The 20,540-nt window shown below is 37.4% G+C and carries 19 protein-coding genes; 11 read left to right on the top strand and 8 right to left on the bottom strand.

The features are described from left to right. Positions 1–257 precede the first annotated feature (257 nt). Together dnaB and ACO1O5_RS06260 are read left to right on the top strand one after the other, a co-directional pair. A complete protein-coding gene (dnaB, locus tag ACO1O5_RS06265) occupies positions 258–1,817 on the top strand; it encodes a replicative DNA helicase (RefSeq protein ID WP_486268983.1) in 1,560 nt (519 codons plus the stop codon). A 39-nt stretch (positions 1,818–1,856) separates the two neighbouring features. Next, positions 1,857–2,567, top strand: a complete 711-nt coding sequence (locus ACO1O5_RS06260) for an RsmE family RNA methyltransferase (protein WP_486268982.1) — start codon at positions 1,857–1,859, stop codon at positions 2,565–2,567. A gap of 6 nt (positions 2,568–2,573) precedes the next feature. On the opposite strand, the gene ACO1O5_RS06255 is transcribed toward ACO1O5_RS06260, so the two are convergent. Further along, on the bottom strand, positions 2,574–3,272 hold the full coding sequence (locus tag ACO1O5_RS06255; RefSeq protein WP_486268981.1) for a response regulator transcription factor: 699 nt from the start codon (positions 3,270–3,272) through the stop codon (positions 2,574–2,576). Between the two features lie 155 nt (positions 3,273–3,427). Here ACO1O5_RS06255 and ACO1O5_RS06250 point away from each other — a divergent pair, with 155 nt between their 5' ends. Then, positions 3,428–4,978: a helicase HerA-like domain-containing protein gene (locus ACO1O5_RS06250; RefSeq protein ID WP_486268980.1), complete on the top strand. Its 1,551-nt coding sequence runs from the start codon at positions 3,428–3,430 to the stop codon at positions 4,976–4,978. A 306-nt stretch (positions 4,979–5,284) separates the two neighbouring features. On the opposite strand, the gene ACO1O5_RS06245 is transcribed toward ACO1O5_RS06250, so the two are convergent. Beyond that, positions 5,285–7,198, bottom strand: coding sequence for a RecQ family ATP-dependent DNA helicase (locus ACO1O5_RS06245; RefSeq protein ID WP_486268979.1), 1,914 nt, complete (start codon positions 7,196–7,198; stop codon positions 5,285–5,287). Positions 7,199–7,355: 157 nt separating this feature from the next. On the opposite strand from ACO1O5_RS06245, the gene tsaE reads away from it, so the two are divergent. Both tsaE and ACO1O5_RS06235 read left to right on the top strand, forming a co-directional pair. Then, a complete protein-coding gene (gene tsaE / locus ACO1O5_RS06240; protein ID WP_486268978.1) occupies positions 7,356–7,769 on the top strand; it encodes a tRNA (adenosine(37)-N6)-threonylcarbamoyltransferase complex ATPase subunit type 1 TsaE in 414 nt (137 codons plus the stop codon). 35 nt (positions 7,770–7,804) lie between these two features. Beyond that, on the top strand, positions 7,805–9,019 hold the full coding sequence (locus ACO1O5_RS06235; protein WP_486268977.1) for an alanine dehydrogenase: 1,215 nt from the start codon (positions 7,805–7,807) through the stop codon (positions 9,017–9,019). 1 nt (position 9,020) lies between these two features. Here ACO1O5_RS06235 and ACO1O5_RS06230 read toward each other — a convergent pair whose 3' ends face one another. From ACO1O5_RS06230 to ACO1O5_RS06210, 5 genes are all read right to left on the bottom strand, one after another. Then, entirely contained in the window at positions 9,021–9,638 is a 618-nt protein-coding gene (locus ACO1O5_RS06230; protein WP_486268976.1) for an ABC transporter ATP-binding protein, read from the bottom strand. Continuing rightward, positions 9,628–10,425 carry an acyl-ACP--UDP-N-acetylglucosamine O-acyltransferase gene (gene lpxA, locus ACO1O5_RS06225; protein ID WP_486268975.1) on the bottom strand — a complete coding sequence of 266 codons (798 nt, stop codon included), beginning with the start codon at positions 10,423–10,425 and terminating at the stop codon, positions 9,628–9,630. The genes ACO1O5_RS06230 and lpxA overlap by 11 nt, the downstream gene beginning before the upstream one ends. A 4-nt stretch (positions 10,426–10,429) precedes the next feature. After that, the gene (locus tag ACO1O5_RS06220) at positions 10,430–11,848 is read right to left on the bottom strand and encodes a bifunctional UDP-3-O-[3-hydroxymyristoyl] N-acetylglucosamine deacetylase/3-hydroxyacyl-ACP dehydratase (protein WP_486268974.1); all 1,419 of its coding nucleotides are present in this window, start codon (positions 11,846–11,848) and stop codon (positions 10,430–10,432) included. An 81-nt stretch (positions 11,849–11,929) separates the two neighbouring features. After that, positions 11,930–12,982, bottom strand: a complete 1,053-nt coding sequence (gene lpxD / locus ACO1O5_RS06215) for a UDP-3-O-(3-hydroxymyristoyl)glucosamine N-acyltransferase (RefSeq protein WP_486268973.1) — start codon at positions 12,980–12,982, stop codon at positions 11,930–11,932. Positions 12,983–13,030: 48 nt separating this feature from the next. After that, positions 13,031–14,239 carry an HD domain-containing protein gene (locus tag ACO1O5_RS06210; protein WP_486268972.1) on the bottom strand — a complete coding sequence of 403 codons (1,209 nt, stop codon included), beginning with the start codon at positions 14,237–14,239 and terminating at the stop codon, positions 13,031–13,033. 147 nt (positions 14,240–14,386) lie between these two features. Between ACO1O5_RS06210 and porX the strand changes: the two genes are divergently transcribed. The 5 genes from porX to ACO1O5_RS06185 all read left to right on the top strand — a co-directional run bounded on the left by porX (position 14,387) and on the right by ACO1O5_RS06185 (position 19,428). Beyond that, the gene (porX, locus tag ACO1O5_RS06205; RefSeq protein WP_486268971.1) at positions 14,387–15,949 is read left to right on the top strand and encodes a T9SS response regulator signal transducer PorX; all 1,563 of its coding nucleotides are present in this window, start codon (positions 14,387–14,389) and stop codon (positions 15,947–15,949) included. A 76-nt stretch (positions 15,950–16,025) separates the two neighbouring features. Beyond that, on the top strand, positions 16,026–16,301 hold the full coding sequence (locus tag ACO1O5_RS06200) for a hypothetical protein (RefSeq protein ID WP_486268970.1): 276 nt from the start codon (positions 16,026–16,028) through the stop codon (positions 16,299–16,301). Between the two features lie 49 nt (positions 16,302–16,350). Then, on the top strand, positions 16,351–17,127 hold the full coding sequence (locus tag ACO1O5_RS06195; RefSeq protein ID WP_486268969.1) for an MBL fold metallo-hydrolase: 777 nt from the start codon (positions 16,351–16,353) through the stop codon (positions 17,125–17,127). 89 nt (positions 17,128–17,216) lie between these two features. Beyond that, positions 17,217–18,176, top strand: coding sequence for a ComEA family DNA-binding protein (locus ACO1O5_RS06190; RefSeq protein ID WP_486268968.1), 960 nt, complete (start codon positions 17,217–17,219; stop codon positions 18,174–18,176). A gap of 112 nt (positions 18,177–18,288) precedes the next feature. Then, a complete protein-coding gene (locus tag ACO1O5_RS06185) occupies positions 18,289–19,428 on the top strand; it encodes an acyl-CoA dehydrogenase family protein (protein WP_486268967.1) in 1,140 nt (379 codons plus the stop codon). 67 nt (positions 19,429–19,495) lie between these two features. On the opposite strand, the gene ACO1O5_RS06180 is transcribed toward ACO1O5_RS06185, so the two are convergent. Further along, complete coding sequence (locus ACO1O5_RS06180) at positions 19,496–19,825, bottom strand: hypothetical protein (protein WP_486268966.1); 330 nt, start codon at positions 19,823–19,825, stop codon at positions 19,496–19,498. Between the two features lie 160 nt (positions 19,826–19,985). Between ACO1O5_RS06180 and ACO1O5_RS06175 the strand changes: the two genes are divergently transcribed. Next, on the top strand, positions 19,986–20,540 hold a 555-nt coding region (locus ACO1O5_RS06175), incomplete at its 3' end, for a DUF3078 domain-containing protein (RefSeq protein ID WP_486268965.1).

Here is a 20,540-nt window from a genome sequence, read left to right as displayed (position 1 = left end):
TTCTTTTCTGCACAATGCTCTGTGAATTAATTCGTCAGAAAAACGGAAAAATATTTTAAATTGTGTATTACGGCCAATTTAATGTTAATAAGAGGATTTTTTTTGGGAATTTAATGTTAATTGAAGTGGTATAAATATTAGGCCGTAACAATTTCTTTAAATAGGTATTTGTATTTTAACTTAGCCGCCCGATAGAAATTTTACTACACGAATTGCTCAATCTAACTTTATAAATAAAAGCGCCTTTATCATAAATTATGGATCTTACTAACCTCAACAAAGACAGAAAATCAAGGAGAAAAAATGGTTCCCTGGAACTGGGAACAATGATGTTCGGCAAAGTTCCCCCACAGGCAAAAGACCTCGAAGAAGCGGTGCTTGGAGCTATAATGATTGAAAAAAATGCATTTGATGTTGTAATAGAAATATTAAAACCTGAATGTTTTTACCTGGAATCCCACCAGCGCATTTTCAGGGCCATGCAGGGGCTTCAACAAAAAAATTCACCGATAGATTTATTAACAGTCGTAGAAGAATTGAAGTTTAGAGAAGAAATCGATCTAGTTGGTGGACCTTATTATGTAACGAAGCTAACCAACGCAGTAGTTTCTTCAGCCAATATTGAAACACATGCCAGGATAGTGTTACAAAAATTTATTCAAAGAGAATTAATTCGGATCAGCGGAGAGATTATTGGGGATGCCTACGAGGATAGTACCGATGTGTTTGACCTGTTGGATGATGCGGAATCAAAACTTTTTGAAATTACTAATAATCACCTTCGTAAAGATTATGCCAGTATTGACACAGTATTAGTAAAAACTATTCAGCGAATAGAAGATTTGCGTACCCGGCAAGATGAAATTACAGGTGTGCCAACCGGTTTTTCTCTTCTTGATCATCTGACTTATGGGTGGCAACCTTCTGACCTAATTGTACTTGCAGCACGACCTTCTGTGGGTAAAACAGCATTTGCGCTTAACCTTGCCCGTAATGCCGCTCTTCACCCTACTAAACCTACTACAGTTGGATTTTTTTCACTGGAAATGAGTGCTGGCCAGCTAGTACAAAGAATTCTTAGTGCAGAAAGCGAAATATGGCTTGAAAAAATTGCGAGAGGCCGGTTGGAAGAGCATGAAATGAAACAGTTATACAAGAAAGGAATTGAGCGGCTTGCATCGGCACCAATACATATTGATGATACTGCCGCTCTAAATATTTTTGAATTGAGGGCAAAGTGTCGCAGGTTAAAAAATAAACACAATGTCGGCCTCATCATTATAGACTACTTACAACTTATGAGTGGTGCAGGCGAAAATCGCAACAGTAACAGGGAACAGGAGATAAGCCGTATTTCAAGAGATTTAAAAGGGTTAGCAAAAGAATTACAGATTCCTATTATAGCACTAAGTCAGTTAAGCAGGGAAGTTGAAAAAAGGAAAGAAGGAAATAAAATGCCGCAGCTAAGTGACCTGAGAGAATCCGGTGCCATTGAACAAGATGCTGATTTGGTAATGTTTTTATATCGCCCGGAATATTACGACATCACTTCTAATGAAATGGGTGAAAGCAATAAAGGCGACACCCACGTGCGAATTGCAAAGCATCGTAACGGTCAGCTCGAGACAATAAAACTCAAGGCATTATTGCATATACAAAAATTTATAGAAGACGACAACGATGATCTTAGCAGGAGTCTTCCCCAGGGTGGAAATTGGAAACCTGTAAAAGATATAGACGGGGATGGAGCAAAGTTGTATATACAGAAGGGAAGCAAAATGAATGATGGTGAGTTTGACGATGATGCACCATTTTAGTAATACCAACGGCGGACATTTTCAGTAACACTTAGCTTAATGCAATTGCCATTTTTCTTTGAAGAAAATTTACCCGGCGAAGAAACCTTTGTCTTAAGTGAAGAAACTTCGAAACATATCGTGCAGGTTTTGCGGATGCATGAGGATGAAAAGCTTCTGATTACTAACGGTAAAGGACAGGTGCTTACCACGAGGTTGGTAAAGGCGAATAAAAAAAATGCCGAAGTACAAATAATACGCAAAACCGTTAGTCCCAAAATTATTCCTCAAATAAGCGTCGGGATTTCATTTATAAAGAATACAAATCGGTTTGAATGGTTTTTGGAAAAGGCTGCTGAAATAGGGGTGGCTTCAATCATTCCAATTATTTGTGAGCGTACAGAAAAATCGCATTATAGATACGGTAGAATGAAAAATATTCTTGTCAGTGCCATGTTGCAATCGCGCCAGGCGTGGCTACCTGCATTACATCAACCTATAAATTTTAAAATGATCATCGAAGACAACCGGTATGAAAATAGATATATCGCTCATTGTATAGACGATGAAAAGAATCATTTAAGCAGGGAAGTAACATCGGGACGGGATCAAATAGTGTTAATAGGCCCTGAAGGTGACTTTACGAGAGAAGAAGTTGGGGCTGCGCTCAAAAATAATTATATCCCGGTAAGTATTGGAGAAACAAGGTTAAGAACAGAAACCGCAGGAATCGTCGCCGCGGTCTTGTTGCTAAATAAATCTATTAACTAGTTATTGTTATTCCTGTACTACAAGCCTGAAGCCATTGCCATGTATATTTACAATTTCAATGCTGGGATCGTTTTTTAAATATTTGCGAAGTTTGGCTATATAGACGTCCATGCTGCGTCCGTTAAAATAAGTGTCGCTTCCCCAAATTTTCTTAAGCGCTGTTTCCCTGGGTAACAAATCGTTTTTATATTCGCAAAGCATTTTGAGCAATTCATTTTCTTTAGGAGATAATGTTTGTACGTCTTTGCCAACGCCTAACTGGCGCAACCTGGGGTTAAAATGGTATTGGCCCAAATCATACTCTGCATTAACTTCTTCACGATGCAATTCTTCATTACGTTTTAAGATTGCTTTGATTTTATGTAATAAGACATCGCTATCAAATGGCTTTGTAATATAATCATCGGCGCCAAGCTTATAACCCTTAATAATATCGTCCTTCATGGTTTTTGCAGACAAAAAGAATAAAGGCATGTCAGGGTCTACGTTCCTTATTTCTTCTGCTACGGTAAAGCCATCCATATTAGGCATCATCACATCCAGCAGGCATATGTCAAATTTTTCGCGCTGAAAAGCTGCAAGGCCTAGCCTTCCGTCTCTTTCCAATACCACATCGTAGTCATTAAGTTCAAGATAATTTTTTAAGACCATCCCAAGATTTGGGTCATCTTCACAAATTAGAATTTTAGGTTTTTTACTCTCCATAATCTTTTTTTTATTCTTAATAAAGGTATTTAGTTTTTATTAATTTGGTTTACATATTTGTATTGACTGCTAATTACAGCAAAATGGTTGCCTAAAAAGTTAAAACATTCTTATCATTTTCATTTTGAGTTTGTAACTTTCGAAAAAAAAGGAAAATGGCCAATAAAGATACATTTGTACAAACTATAAAAAGCGGGTATGCATTTCAGGGAGAAACTATAAAAATCGGTGCGGCTATCCTTGACGGTGAGGTTATACCGGAAGCAGAAATTTTTCTTCCCTTAAAAACAATGAATCGTCACGGCCTGGTCGCCGGAGCGACAGGTACTGGTAAAACTAAATCTTTTCAAATGATAGCCGAAGGGCTAAGCGATGCAAGCGTTCCTGTTCTGCTTATGGATATAAAAGGAGACTTAAGTGGTATTGGTGCGGCAGGAACTGTAAATGATAAAATCACCGGGCGATACCAGGCATTGAAAATGGAATATAAGCCTTGCCCTTTTCCAGTTGATCTTCTTACATTAAGTCAACAAAAAGGAGTTAGGTTAAGAGCTACCGTTTCTGAATTTGGACCAGTTCTCCTTACCAAGATTTTAGGATTGAATGATACACAGGGTGGTGTTGTCGCCATGATATTTAAGTATTGTGATGACAACAAACTTCCATTGCTTGATTTGAAGGATTTTATCAAAGTATTACAATATGTGGGCAATGAAGGCAAAGATGAATTGCAAGCTACATACGGAAATATTTCCACAACATCTACCGGAACAATTTTGCGTAAGGTTATAGAATTACAGCAACAAGGAGCGGACATTTTTTTTGGAGAAAAAAGTTTTGAAGTAGAAGATTTAATGCGAATTAGCGATGATGGCCGGGGAATGATTAGTGTATTGCGGGTTACCGACATTCAGGATAAACCAAAACTATTTTCAACATTTATGCTCCAAATGTTAGCTGAATTATACGCTGTTTGCCCTGAAGAAGGTGATCTTGATAAACCCAAGCTGATTATTTTTATTGATGAAGCACATCTTATTTTCCAGGAAGCCAGTAAGGCTTTGCTGGAAGAAATTGACACGATAATTAAGTTAATACGTTCAAAAGGAATTGGAATTTATTTTTGTACTCAAAATCCAATGGACGTACCTGCAAGTGTTTTAGGCCAGTTAGGTTTAAAGATACAACATGCTCTAAGAGCATTTACCGCCGCGGACCGAACTGTTATTAAACAAACGGCTCAAAATTATCCCGAAACAACTTTTTACAAAACTGAAGACCTGATTACACAAATGGGGATAGGGGAAGCTTTGGTCACTACGCTAAACGAAAAAGGGATTCCTACGCCGTTAGCCCATGTAATGATGCTAACGCCACGAAGCCGGATGGATATATTAACTGACGCGGAAATTGATAACATAGTGAATCATTCAAAACTAGTGGCAAAATATAACCAGGTAATTGACAGTAACAGTGCTTATGAAATGCTTACTGCAAAATTGCAACAAGCCGCTGCTAATACAGCTGCAAATGTCCAGGTTTCCTCAAAAACGGCTAAACCTGAAGAAAGTACGCTTGAAAAGGTGGCTAATAATACAATAGTAAAAAGCATGATGAGAACGGCCGGAACCACAATTGTAAGAAGTCTTTTGGGCTCATTAGGCCTTGGCGGCAGAAGCAGGAGTTCCTCGAAAAGCTGGTTTTGATTTGGAAGTCGAAAATTTAAAACACCATTATTTACTTTAATTGATTTCTGTGTTAATAATAAATTAATACTTGCTCCAAGGTTTTGGACTGACTTATCAAAATCAAGCTGTATCATACTTTCCTAATACTCAACAGAATCCACCGCTAAATAAGTTTATATAGTAGAAACCCTTATTTTTCAAAAATTCTCACTAAAAATGTTGCTTAATAGTAATTTCCGCACTATCTTCGTCTCGGTTTTTCATAGGATATTGGATTTTAAAGCGGGACTAGATTTCTATCTGGGTCCCTTTTTTATTTAAGGACTAACCGGTTTTTATTTTGATTAATCCGTCTTCCGTAATTGAAACAATATTTTCCTCCTGCAAAAAATGCAAAATCTTCAGAATTTTATTTTGTTTGAAATCCGGCATTTCGCGGATCAGTTGTTTGCGATTTAAAGGTTGTGATGCGATTAAATTTTCAATTCCGTCCCTGATTTTTTCGAATTCCTCTTTGTTAATGGAAATGTTTTTTTCACGAAGGCAATTATCACATACGCCACAACGCTTTATCTTAAAATCATTAAAATAAGTGGCTATCATTTTGCTCCTGCAGCTTTGCTCATTTTTTATATAGCCTATCATAGCATGTAGCCTTTTTTCAAATGCATCTTTTCTTTTCAAAATGTTTTTTTGATTGATAACGAGATCTGAAGTACTGACTCTATTCTGAAGAAATTTTACCTGAGGTTTTTCTTTTTGAGGCGTGTAGTCTATGATTCCCATTTTCTTTATCTCGAAGAGGTCGGCCACGAGTTGTTCCTTCGTACCGGAAATAAATGTTGCAAGATGGTTTTCATTTATCACAGATGGGTAGTCAAATATTCCTTCATAAGACCGAAGCAGTCCTTTTATTACCTGATCATACTTTGGATAAGTCTTTTCAAATAAATCAATTTCAGCCTTATTACAGGTAAATACAACCATTGATGGTATAAAAAATTGATCACCATAACTAATCAATTCCTCCTGCTCCAATATCTTTAATACATTATTTGTTGTAAAAGCATCCAACTTAAATTTTTTTACAAAGTCATTTAGGTCAAAATCAAATGAAAGATCTTCACCGGCACCTGCGGGCAGCTGAAAATAATTCGCTAATGATGCGTACACGCTTTTTATTGTTGCCATATCTGGAAACCTGATAGACGAATGTTTTTTTAAATCTTTAATTTCCTGTTCGGTGAAAAATAATACTGCGTACGCCTTTTTCCCGTCTCTTCCGGCGCGGCCGGCCTCCTGGTAATAATTTTCCAGCGCATCAGGCACATCATAATGAATTACTGATCTCACATCAGGCTTATCGATGCCCATACCGAAGGCATTGGTGCAAGCCATGATACGGGTTTTATTATTGATCCACTCTTCCTGCCTCTTATTTCTTGCTTCATTAGAAAGTCCGGCATGATAATGACTGGCTTTTATGCCATTCAAATTAAGAAGCTCTTCAATTTCCCTTGTTCTTTTCCGGCTCTTGCAATACACAATTCCACTGCCATTAACCTTTCTTAAAATTTCTATTAATTTATTTTGTTTCGACGACGGATTAAAAACGCTGTAAGAAAGATTACTTCTTTCAAAGGATTGTTGAAACCTTTTGCATTTATTTTTGAAAGCCAGTTTATCGCAAATATCATTCTGAACTTCTTTAGTTGCCGACGCTGTAAGCGCCAACACAGGAACATTTGGTAGCGAGTTTCTTATAACGGCTATACGAAGATATGGGGGTCGGAAATCGTAACCCCATTGTGACACACAGTGAGCTTCATCAACAGCCAGGAGATTTACGTTCATCGATGTAAAATATTCCAGGAATAATTCAGTTTCGAGCCTCTCAGGAGAAACGTATAGAAATTTAAAATTTCCATACACCGCATTCTTAAGTGTTTTTACTACTTCGATATAACTCATGCCCGAGTAGATTGAAAGTGCCGGAATTCCTTTTTGCTTAAGATTGGCAACCTGGTCTTTCATTAATGCAATTAATGGACTAATTACTAGGCATAAACCGTCTTTCATTATTGCCGGCACCTGGAAACAAATTGATTTACCGCCACCCGTTGGCATTAAAGCGAGTGTATCATTTCCTTCGAGTATCGAATTGATAATTTCATCCTGCAGTGGCCTGAATTCATCATAACCCCAATACTTTTTCAAAATCTCAACAGCATTTTCCATACGCTATAATAAATGTTTATTGGGGAATTGTGAAGAATTTTCTTTTCAATAGGTTTAAACAAACATAAAAATACCATCGAAATTTATTGATGGTGAAATTGACGCTTTTTAAATAGAGCATCGCTACTCTTAATTATTATTTTTACAAAAACTTTTGATGGAATTTGATTTTAATATTGATGAGATTCAAACTGTAGCAAGAAAAATTATTCTATTAGCCGATCGATATAAGATCGTTGCATTCAGCGGCGAATTGGGCGCTGGTAAAACCACGCTGATAAATGCGATCTGCCAGGAACTTGGCGTGAAGCAACACGTTACAAGTCCAACCTATTCAATAATTCAGGAATATCAAACGGACAGTAAGATCATTTATCATATGGACTTATATCGCATTAAAAGCATCGATGAGGCGATTGATGCAGGAATTGAAGATTCTCTTTATAGTGGCAACTTATGTCTTGTTGAATGGCCGCAGAAAGCCAGTTCGCTTTTTCCCACTGAGACGCTTTATATTTCTTTGGAAACACTTTCCGGAAATAACAGAAAATTGAATGTTGAACTTCCCTAATAAAAAATTATTTTTATATCCCCAACAATAAAATAATGGCCACATCAAAACCTTTTGTTTCGCCCTCCTTTAAATATGAAACACTGGAAGAAACGCTGGACGTAAAACCAAAAGGAGTTGAGCTTTATATAGGAATTCCGAAGGAGACCTCGTTCCAGGAAAATCGTATTGCGCTTACGCCCGAAGCAGTAAGTGTATTGGTCGCCAATGGCCATCGCGTTATTATGGAAAGCAAGGCGGGAGAAGGCGCTAGTTACTCTGATCGTGATTACAGTGAAGCCGGTGCAAAAATTACCAAAAGCAAAAAGGAAGTTTTTGAATGCGATATTCTTGTAAAAAGCGCACCGGTAGGGGACGATGAACTGGAATTACTTAAGCCACATCAATTCATAATTTCGCCAATTCATCTTGCAGCAATGAAGCAACATATTCTTGCCGAGATGATGCACAAAAAAATTACCGCACTAAGTTTCGAAAATTTGAAAGACGACAGCGGCCACAATCCAATTGTGCGCAGTATGAGTGAAATTGCGGGAAGTGCTGTTATGTTAATTGCGGGTCAATATCTTAGCAATGCAAATAATGGTAAAGGTGTGCTCGTGGGTGGAATTTCGGGTATCCCTCCGACAAAAGTTATTATCATAGGTGCAGGAATCGTGGGTGAACAGGCTGCCCGCACAGCCCTGGCAATGGGAGCAAGTGTAAAAGTTTTTGACAATAGTATTTATCGGTTGAAGCGACTGCAAAATAATATTGGAGTGCGGTTATACACATCCGTTATAGAGCCTGGAATTTTATCAAAGCAGCTCAAGACATGCGACGTTGCGGTAGGCGCTTTATCTTCTTATGGCGGCAGAACCCCTCTCGTCGTTACCGAGGAAATGGTAAGCAGAATGCGACCCGGCAGTGTAATTGTGGATGTATGTATTGACCATGGAGGGTGTTTTGAAACGTCGTCCATTACTTCTCATAAAGATCCTGTTTTTCGAAAATATGATGTAATTCATTACTGTGTCCCCAATATTCCCAGTGGGTTTGCACGTACAGCTTCGCAATCAATTAGTAACGTGCTAATGACGTTATTACTGGAAATGGCTGACGAAGGCGGATTTGAAAACTTAGTCTGGTATAAAATAAATATCCGGAGCGGAATTTATTTGTTTAAGGGATCTCTTACTAATTTCCAACTCAGTGAACGATTCGACTTAAAATTTACAGATTTGAATTTATTGATCGCAAGCAGCCGATAAGCTATTTATAATTTAGCATATCAATTTTCTCTTCGCAAAAACTGTATTCATTCTTATCGTTGCTGCTAACAATTACCAACCTGCTGTTGCAATAATTTTTTATTAACGAATGATAAAGCAGAATTCCTTCATCATCAAGATTAGTAAGAGGTTCATCTAATAATACTACCGGTACATTACTAAATATTGCCTGTGCCAGTTTAACTCTTTGCTTCATGCCGCTGCTGAAATAACGTATTTGTTTATGCGAAGATTTTTGTAGACCTAGTATGCCAATAATCTCTTTTGTATCAACGGAGGAGATCCAGCCTTTCATTTTTTGATGGAAAGCAAAGAATTCTGTTAAGGTCATCTCTTCCACAACTTCAAGATAAGGCGCAGCAAAAGAAATTCTTTTGAATATGTTTTCAAGTCCAACACTTTTGTCTGATTCGTTATATGAAATCTCTCCCTCATTGTGGATAGCTGATCCGCCAATGATCTGCAGCAATGTTGATTTCCCTGAACCATTAGGTCCCGTGATTGCGTAACGTTTATCTATGTAAAATTGAAAAGTGAGATTGCGAAAAATCCATTCCCTGTTATAGCGCTTGCCAAGATTATTCAGACTAATTTTCATCAGTAATTTCTTTGGCAGATACTTTTAAAATGCCACGCTTGCTGTCCCGGATAAATTTTATAATCTCGTTTTTTTCTTCCGATTCCGGCAATTCTTTTTCAATAAATTCTGTAGCCTGCGTAATATTTAGCCCACGCAAATAAATAGTACGGTAAATTTCGAGTATGCCATTTATTTTTTCTGAATTAAAGCCCCTTCTCTGTAACCCAACCGAATTTACACCGACATAACTCAGTGGTGATCTTCCTGCCTTGATATAAGGAGGAACATCTTTGATAATTTCAGTTCCACCTGCAATATAACAATGTGCCCCAATTTTTGAAAATTGAATAGCGGCAGCCATGCCACCAAGTATTGCATAATCGCCTATTTCCACATGGCCGGCCAGTTGAACTGAGTTCGCAATTATAACATGGTCGCCCAAAATACAATCATGCGCAATGTGGCAGTAAGCCATCAATAAACAATAGCTGCCCACTTTAGTTTTCCATTTATCTTTTGTACCGCGGTTTACGGTAACGCATTCTCTAATAGTCGTGTGGTCTCCGATCTCTACAAAAGTTTCTTCACCATCGAATTTTAGATCTTGCGGAATAGCTCCCAAAACTGCCCCCGGGAAGATATTGCATGATTTCCCCACGATGGTATTCTTCAAAATTACCGCATGAGACATTATATGAGTGCCTTCACAAATATGCACCCCTTCTTCTATAACCACGAAAGGATCAATCTTTACATTGTTGCCTATTTTTGCTGCGGGATGAATATGGGCAAGAGGACTAATCATATAATCAGGCTTTGGGTCTTTTTACTATTTGAGCAATTAATATAGCTTCAGTAACTACTTTGTCACCAACATATACTGTCCCTCTCATTTCGCAGATTCCTCTTCGAATAGGATGGAGCAACTCCATTTTTAAAATGAGCGTATCGCCGGGAACCACTTTTTGTTTGAATTTGCAGTTCTCAATTTTTAGAAAGTAGGTATCATACTTGTCAGGTGAATTCCTGGGAATAGCTATAAAGCCACCAGCTTGAGCAAGTGCCTCTGCAAGCAATACACCGGGCATCACAGAATTGCCCGGAAAGTGTCCCTGGAAAAAAGGTTCGTTATAAGTAACATTTTTTATTGCCACTACGTGCGTGTCACTAAGTTCAATTATTTTGTCAACCATCAAAAACGGATACCGGTGCGGTAAAGTTTTTTCAATTTCCTGTATATCAAGTAAGGGAGGAAGATTAGGATCGTATTTAGGAATGTCCTGCCTGTGCTTATATTTCTTTATATGCTCTTTTATTTTTTTGGCAAACTTAATATTGGAAGAATGCCCCGGTCTGTTGGCAATAATATGTGCTTTGAAAGGATAGCCAACAAGTGCAAGATCACCCACAACATCGAGCAATTTATGTCTTGCTGGCTCATTCGGAAAACGAAGTGTGAGGTTATTGAGAATTCCGGCCTCACTAACTTTCACATCATTTTTGTGAAATATTTTTGAAATTCGATCGACCTGGTCCGCAGTTACAGGCTTGTCAACCACAACAATAGCATTATTAATATCTCCACCCTTTATAAGGTCGTTAGCAATGAGGAGTTCCAACTCATGAAAAAAACAAAAAGTTCTGCTGGGCGCTATTTCTTTCTTAAAATCTCCTATTTTTCTTAAATCAGCATGTTGTGTGCCTAATACAGGCGAATTAAAATCAATTAAAGTATTAATGCGGTAATCGTGATAAGGTAAAGCTACCATCTCCACTTTTTTATCCTCATCAACAAAACTTATATTATGCTGAATGTTGTAGTAGATTTTTTGGGCATCTTGTTTTTGAATACCTGCTTTTGAAAGATGTTCAATGAAAAGCTGGGAGCTTCCATCAAGTATAGGAACTTCTTCGCCATCTATCTCAATAAGCACATTATCGATAAGCATTCCGGTAAGTGCCGCCATCAAGTGTTCGATAGTTCCAACCCGGGCCTCATTGGCTTCAATAGTTGTGCTTCGGTTGGTTTCTATTACATTGTCTACATCCGCTTTAACGATTGGTTTACCTGGAAGGTCCGTTCTTTGAAAATTAATACCTGAATTAATTCCTGCAGGTTTTATGTGCATTGTTACCGACTGGCCGGTATGGATACCAGCGCCTGAAATAACAACTTCTTCCTTTATAGTATGTTGAAAATATTCCTCCTTAGCATTCATTGACTCCATGGATACGAAAGTATGAAAACTATTGCTTTCAAAAATTGCACAGGCAACGTGAGTTCTAAAATTTTATTTAAAAAGATTCTTCTATCCGGTTACCTTCTCATTAATTAAACGTTCCACAAGCTGTTCCAATTCTTTAATTCGCTTTTCCAATTCAGGAAGATTGCGATTTAGTATCTGGCTGCGAAGGGCATGGGAATAATCAAATGCGGGAGATCCTGTAACTGCTGTATTGGGAGTTTTAATCGATTTGCTCACGCCGCTCTGGGCATTAATTTTGCTTCCATCTGCAATCTGTAGGTGACCAACTATTCCGGCTTGTCCGCCTATCATCACGTTGTTTCCTACTTTGGTACTGCCACTTATTCCTGCTTGCGCTGCAATAACGGTATTGTTGCCCACTTCTACGTTATGAGCAATCTGTATTAAATTATCAAGTTTTGCGCCTGATCTTATTAAGGTAGACCCGATTGTTGCCCGGTCAATCGTGGCATTTGCGCCTATCTCCACGTTGTCTTCAACGATAACATTGCCTATTTGAGGTACCTTTTTAAAACTTCCATCTTGCTGAGGGGCAAAACCGAATCCATCTCCGCCGATTACCGAGCCGGCGTGAATAGTCACATTCTTTCCTATTATACAATCATGCTGAATTTTCACTCCAGGAAATAGGATGGAATCGTCATCGATTGTAACATTGTCGCCAATGTATACCTGGGGAAAGAGCTTTACGTTATTACCGATTTTTACGTTATTGCCTATATAAGTAAACGCCCCAATAAAAATATTTTCACCCATAACGGCCGAGTCGGAAATATAGGCAGGTTGTTGTACGCCTGCTAAATTGGCCTTGGCCATCTTTTCATACGTACTTAAAATAACAGCAAAAGCTGAATATGCGTCAGGTACACGAATTAAAGTAGCGTTTACTTTCCTTTCTACCAGTTGTGTATTATTAATAATTATAACGGATGCTTTAGTAGAATATAAAAATTCCTCGTATTTAGGATTTGCAAGAAAGGCCAGTTGTCCGGGCTCTGCACCCTCCAATTTTCCAAAAGATGAAACTGTAACAACAGGATCGCCTTCAATTTCCCCATTTATCAGGGTAGATATTTGCATTGCGGTAAACTCCATATTCTCTTTATCTATTTATACAGACGATCTATTTATTTAAAAGTTAAGCTATAATAGCCTGGCATTTGGAAAACAAATGTAAAATTTTTTTACCGTGCCAAATAATGTTTGATTTATAAGAGCATTGTCCACCCCGGAAATATCTTTAATGCTACCATCCTTATATAAAATATTTATGTGCTCATCCTGGTCGCTATATGTTTCGTTCCCGGTTTCGCCGGCGAAAACGAGGTAACCCGCGTCTTCATTGTTTATTTGAAAATTTTGCATTACTAATTGCTGTTTCTCTTTTACCAGATTATTATCAATTATAGTTCCGGAATATTTTACTTTAAGAAGCCTGCGGTTTACAATCCCTTTGCAAAGAAAGGATAAAATTACGTCAGGATGAAGTGTCCAGCTTTTTATTGCTGATAGAACATCGTAATCATCGAGCATGCAGAAATCGTCCAGGTGTCTCTCTATTTCTTCCTCTCTAAATTCGTTATGCAAAAAAGTATTTAATGCATTTGATGGCGCCTCCGCGTTCAGAACCCTTGCCCTGTTTATTATATTGACCAACATCTTTTCCGCACATAAAACAGTTTTATGCAAATAAACCTGCCAATACATGAGCCTTCTGGAAACCAGGAACTTTTCAATTGAATAAATTCCTTTTTCTTCGGCCATTAATTCACCATTATATACAGTAAGCATTTTAATGATACGATCGTAACCAATGACACCTTCACTTACGCCTGTAAAAAAACTGTCGCGGGTTAAATAATCCATACGATCAACATCTAATTGGCCGCTTACCAACTGGTGAAGAAATTTTTTGGGATATTCGTTTTTAAAAATTTCAATTGCCATTTGTAACCTGCCGGAAAATTCTACATTCATTCTCTCCATCAATAACAAAGATATTTTTTCATGATTTGCATTTTTGATCAGGACATGTTCCAACGCATGTGAGTAAGGGCCATGGCCAATGTCGTGAAGAAGAATAGCAATTTTCGCAGCCTGTTCTTCTTCCGCTGAAATTACAATTCCCTTTCCTTTTAATTCATTTATTGCGTTATACATTAAATGGTAAGCTCCCAGGGAATGATGCAACCGTGTGTGAACGGCTCCGGGATAAACCAATTGAGCCATCGCCATTTGATGAATGCGCCGCATTCGCTGATAGTAAGGGTGAGAGATAATGGCATAAATTAATTCATCATCAATAGTAATAAAACCATAAACGGGGTCATTGATTATTTTTCTGTATGCCATCTATTTTTAAATTGTTAAAATGCTTAAGCAGTGTTGCAAAGGTAATTTTTGGGGAGGGAATAAATTACATTTGTAAGAATCTGTATTCGAATACAATTAATGATGTAAGCCGATATTAATTACATAATACCAGTAAATTTTTTTTAAATGAGAGCAGCAAAAATTTTGTGGGTTGATGATGAGATGGAAAGTTTGAAATCCCAAATCATGTTTTTGGAGAATAAAGGATATGAAGTAAAATCGCTAAGCAACGGGTTTGATGCCATTGATTATGTGAAAGAAAATTTGGTGGACGTTGTGTTGCTTGATGAAAGTATGCCGGGAATTACCGGTTTGGAAACCCTTCAAAAAATCAAAGAGATTAGCTCGCAGATTCCCATAGTTCTTGTTACCAAGAATGAAACAGAAAATTTAATGGATGAAGCCATAGGCTCACAAATAACGGATTATTTGATAAAGCCTGTGAATCCCAACCAGGTATGGCTTTCATTAAAAAAAATAGTTGACAACCGGAGATTAGTGGCTGAAAAAACGACATCGACTTATCAGCAACAATTCAGGGATTTATTTATGGCGCTCAATGATAACCCTGACTATAACGGTTGGATGGATATTTATAAAAAGCTCGTGTATTGGGAACTTGAAATGAAAAAAAGTGACAGCCCTGAAATGCAGGAAGTTTTTCAATCTCAAAAGAACGAAGCAAACACAGATTTTTTTAAATTTATTTCAAAAAATTATTCCAATTGGGTAACAAATCCTGCTGCGCAAGCGCCCATAATGAGCCATACTTTAATGAAGTACAAAGTATTTCCTCATGTTGAAAAAGGTGGCGTACCAACTATATTCTTGTTAATCGATAACCTGAGGTTTGATCAGTGGAAAGCCATACAGTCAATATTTGCCGAGACCTTTCGCATACACGAAGAAGAAACTTTCTATTCTATTCTACCAACAGCTACACAATATAGCCGCAATGCGATTTTTGCGGGCCTGCTTCCTGTAGAAATTGAAAAGCAATTTCCTGTTGAATGGAAGAATGATGATGAAGAAGGTGGCAAAAATTTATTTGAGCAGGATTTTTTTAAGGCCCAGTTAAAAAGGTTACGCAAGGATGATCTTAAATATTCTTACACAAAAATAACCAACCACCAGGATGCTCAGAAGTTAGTAGATAATATCCACAATATGTTGAGTAACGATATAAGCATTATCGTTTACAATTTTGTTGATATGCTTAGCCATGCCCGTACCGAGATGGAAGTATTAAAAGAGCTTGCTGCAGATGAAGTAAGCTATAGGAGCCTTACTGCATCGTGGTTTGAGCACTCGCCATTGCACCAGGCTTTGAAAAAAATTGCAGATAAAAAATTGAATTTAATTGTTGCCACTGATCATGGAAGTGTAAGAGTAAATTCTCCGCAAAAGGTTGTCGGCGATAAACAAACAACAGCCAATCTTCGCTATAAACATGGGCGGAATTTAAATTACGAAGCAAAAGAAGTTTTAGCTTTTCGCGATCCACGCCAGGCAGGGTTACCGGTTCCCAATGTAAACTCATCTTTCATTTTTGCCAGGCAGGATGGATATCTCTGTTACCCCAATAATTATAATCATTTTGCAAATTATTACCGCAATACTTTTCAGCATGGTGGCGTTAGCCTTGAAGAAATGATAATACCCGTTATAAGAATGAGTACTAAAGTGTAGCTCCTAACCCAAAGGGGGAAAAATAAATCATTAAATTTGCTCCATAAATTCGACATACACCTTTAGTATTTTAAGTATGAAGTACAACCAGACTACCTTAAAAAAGCTCGAAAACATTTTGGATGAATGCGGCTATATTGTCCGTTACGAACGTGGTTCCTTCCAAAGTGGCTACTGCATTCTTGAAGATAAAAAAGTTGTGGTGCTCAATAAATTTTTAAATCCCGAAGGAAGAATAAATACGCTGATGGATTTAATACCTTCTGTAGATATTAACTACGATATGCTTACGAAAGATTCCCAAAAAATGTATGAAGAGGTAATTTCGAAAAACACAGTAGTAGAAAAGTAAAGAACATCTTTCCGAAAATTTCTCTTTTATATTTTTTAGTTTTGAATGCGTGAACTATCCCTCAATTAAAATTACTTTTCTTGGCACCGGCACCAGTGGCGGAGTTCCTATGATTGCCTGCGGGTGTTATGTTTGCTCATCACCGGACGAAAAAGATAAGCGACTACGTAGCAGCATATTGGTTGAGAGCGCAAAAACTTCATTAGTTGTAGATACAACGCCTGATTTTCGTACACAAATGTTGAGAGCTAACGTAAAAAAATTAGATGCCGTACTTTTTACCCATCCGCATAAAGATCATATTGCAGGGCTTGATGACGTTAAGGCATTTAATTATTTTCAAAAAAAGCCCATGAACGTTTATGCAAATAAATTAACACAGGATGCTTTAAAAAGAGAGTTCAACTATATTTTTGATGATAAGAAATATCCCGGTGTTCCAAGTATAACAATGCATACAATTACTGATAAAAGTTTTACGGTCGGCGACATTCCGGTAACACCAATTCTTGTCTACCATATGCATATGCCGGTTTTGGGCTTTAGGTTTGGTAAGTTTACGTATATTACCGACGCCAATAGGATTAACGATGATGAAAAGCAAAAGATAATCGGGAGCGATACGCTTATCATAAATGCGCTTCGAAAAGATTCGCATATGTCGCATTTTAATTTGCAGGAAGCAATTGATATTGCAGACGAACTCAAAATACCACACGTTTACTTTACCCATGTAAGTCACCAGCTTGGCACATATGAAGAAATTAACCGTGAACTTAAGCCTGGCAGGCAATTAGCTTACGATGGATTGCAACTGCATTTCTAATATTGAGCGTATACTTTGTGATTTTTAGCATTTAAATCTGACTCGTTTGAATAATTCATTTAATTGAGTATTTTACTATAAAAGATATTATGTGGAAGGAATTTCTTAGAAACTACCTAAACTTTACCCGAAAGGAAAGGAGGGGAGTCATAAGCGTTGTTCTCGTTATTTTGCTTTTTATTTTGGCACAATTTTTCTACCCGCTGTTCATATCGCATAAACAGTACAACTATACCAACTTTTCCAGGGAAATCGACGCATTGAATATTGAAAAAAGCGATACTGTAAAAAATAATAAATATGCTAAAAATACCGGGAACGATTCTTATGACGAGTATTCTTTGGTGGGGGAAAAAGAATTTGAAACACTAAAGGCAGAATTTTTTTATTTTGATCCAAATACAGCTTCGGCAGCTGATTGGAAAAGATTAGGAATAAGAGACAAAACAATTCATACCATTCTAAATTATCTTTCGAAAGGTGGAAAGTTTTACAAGCCCGAAGACATCCGTAAAATATGGGGATTATCACCCTCAGATGCGCAGCGTTTAATCCCATATGTTAGTATAAAAAACGGAGCCAAAGAAAATATTTCTTTTGAGAAAAAGGAATATCCAAAAATGTCTTCACCTTCTGTAGCTAAAACTATTCAGCCAATTGACGTGAACCTTGCTGACACTGCAGCATTTATCAGCTTACCGGGAATAGGAAGTAAACTTGCACAAAGAATTATTGCATTTCGAAACAAACTTGGCGGCTTCTATTCAATTGACCAGGTTGGAGAAACGTATCTTCTTCCTGATTCAACATTTCGGAAAATCATACCAAAATTGACAATAGCTAACAGTAATGTGAAACAAATAAATATTAACATGGCCTCAATTGATGAAATGAAGGCGCATCCCTATTTGAGATACAATTTGGCCAACGCAATTTTTCAATACCGGCAACAACACGGAAGTTTCAACTCGGTTGAAGAAATTAAAAAGATAATGCTGGTAACTGAAACTACATACAATAAGGTATCACCCTACCTGGCCGTTAAATAAATTTATATGGTTTTTGCATAGATTTTCGTTATAATAAAACTGACGGACGGTTTGACTTCGTTAATTCGGTATACCTTGCAAATGACTAAACAAATATGTATAATTAGTTGATATGAATTTTAAGAACACAGAGATTACTGACCAGATTGCGCAAAGTGCAAGAGACTTTGCTAACCAATATATAAAGCCTCACGTAATGGAGTGGGATGAAGCGCAGGAGTTTCCTGTTCACATATTTAAAGAACTGGGAAAGCTTGGAATGATGGGTGTCTTGGTACCTGAAGAATATGGTGGCACTGGTTTAGGTTATTTTGAATACAGTTATATCATCCAGGAAATTTCAAAAGTTTGTGGTTCTATTGGTTTATCGCTTGCTGCTCATAATTCGTTATGTACGGGTCATATTCTCGCATTTGCAAATGAAGAGCAGAAGAAAAAATATTTACCAAAATTAGCGACCGGTGAATATATTGGTGCATGGGGATTAACAGAACCAAACACAGGCAGTGATGCCGGAAATATGAAATGCGTTGCAGAAAAAGACGGCAATGAATGGGTAATTAACGGAACAAAAAATTGGATCACCCACGGAAAAAGCGGCGATATAGCAGTAGTAATCTGCAGAACAGGGGAGGCACACACAAGAGACAACTCAACTTCGTTTATAGTTCGCCGTGGTACTAAAGGTTTTTCGGGAGGAAAAAAAGAAAATAAATTGGGAATGCGGGCCAGCGAAACGGCTGAAATGATTTTTAATGATTGCAGAATTCCTGATTCGTCGAGAATGGGTAATGTAGGTGATGGTTTCAAACAGGCAATGTATGTACTTGATGGCGGCCGCATTTCAATTGCGTCGCTGGGATTAGGTATAGCGAAGGGCGCTTATGAAGCTTCTTTGCAATATGCAAAAGAAAGGCACCAGTTTGGAAAACCTATTGCAGAATTCCAGGCAATTTCATTTAAGCTGGCGGATATGGCAACAGAAATCATGGCCGCTGAATTACTAATAAACCATGCTTGTGAACTTAAAATGCGGGGTGAAAATGTTACAAAAGAGTCAGCAATGGCGAAATATTATTCGAGCGAAATTGCCGTGAAAGTTGCGACAGATGCAGTTCAGATTTTTGGCGGGTACGGTTATACAAAGGATTTTCCTGTGGAGAAATTTTACCGCGACAGTAAATTATGCACCATCGGTGAAGGTACCAGTGAAATACAAAAAATAGTCATAGCACGGGAAACATTAAAATAATCATTCAAATTAGCATGTAAAAAAGCCGGAATTTTTTTCCGGCTTTTTTGATAAAGCTTATTGCGAATTATGCTGTTTTATTTCCTCCAAACAAACCACCTAATTTATCTTTTGCATATTCTTCGATCTTTTCACCAGTCGAGCCTGGAATAAAATCCGATATTTTATCCAAAAAATTTCCATCGCCACTCATGGAACTTGTTGCCGCGGTTTGAGTATCAGCCGGAGTTGTGCCAGGTGAAGCAGGCGTAGTTCCTGATTGAAAAATATTATCTATCGCACCCGCTACCATTGGAAATTTTTCTTTTACAAAACCTGTTATGGTATTCAATATTCCATGTGATTGCTCTGCACTTAGCCCGTGAACGGCCTGTAATTTTTGAATTAACTCTTCCATGATTATTTTTTTAAATATTATAAATTATTTTCGTCGCAAATTATGTATTTGTTGTGAAACATATTGGTTACTAAAATTACTTTCCCGGTAAAATCAAATAATTACAGACTTGTTTAGTCAACCATTTGTTTTGTCAGCTTATAAATTATAAAACAATCGTATGAAAAAAAACTACAACTCATTTCTTATTAGAATCGTCTTGTCGATTTCCTTTATTGTTATTTACACTAGTGTCATTGCACAGGATCAAAGTGTAAAAGATTTGCAAGCAAGTGCTACTAAAGAAATAAAAAAGGAGAAAATAGACAGTGGTAAAGCATGGAAAACAGGCGGTTTATTGAACCTGAATTTTGGCCAGGGAAGCCAAAGCAATTGGGCTGCCGGCGGCGACGATTTTTCCTTATCTATAGCTTCTTATCTCGGTTTCTATGCCTTTTATAAAAAGGATAAATATAGCTGGGATAATACGGTAGATTTAAATTATGGCCTTGTAAATACAACCAGCCTTGGAACGAGAAAAAATGATGACCGTATAGATTTGTTATCAAAATTTGGTTATGCATTAAGCCCCAAGCTGGATGCTGCTGCATTATTTAATTTCCATTCGCAATTTTCTAAAGGATATAATTATAACAATGACGGTACTAAAGATCTTTTGTCGAATTTTCTTGCGCCGGGCTATGTATTGATAAGTTTAGGGTTGGACTATAAACCT

The organism is Ginsengibacter sp. (genome assembly GCF_057362405.1).
Note: the sequence above shows the minus strand (reverse complement) of the source record. Positions and strands in the feature narration are given on the sequence as shown.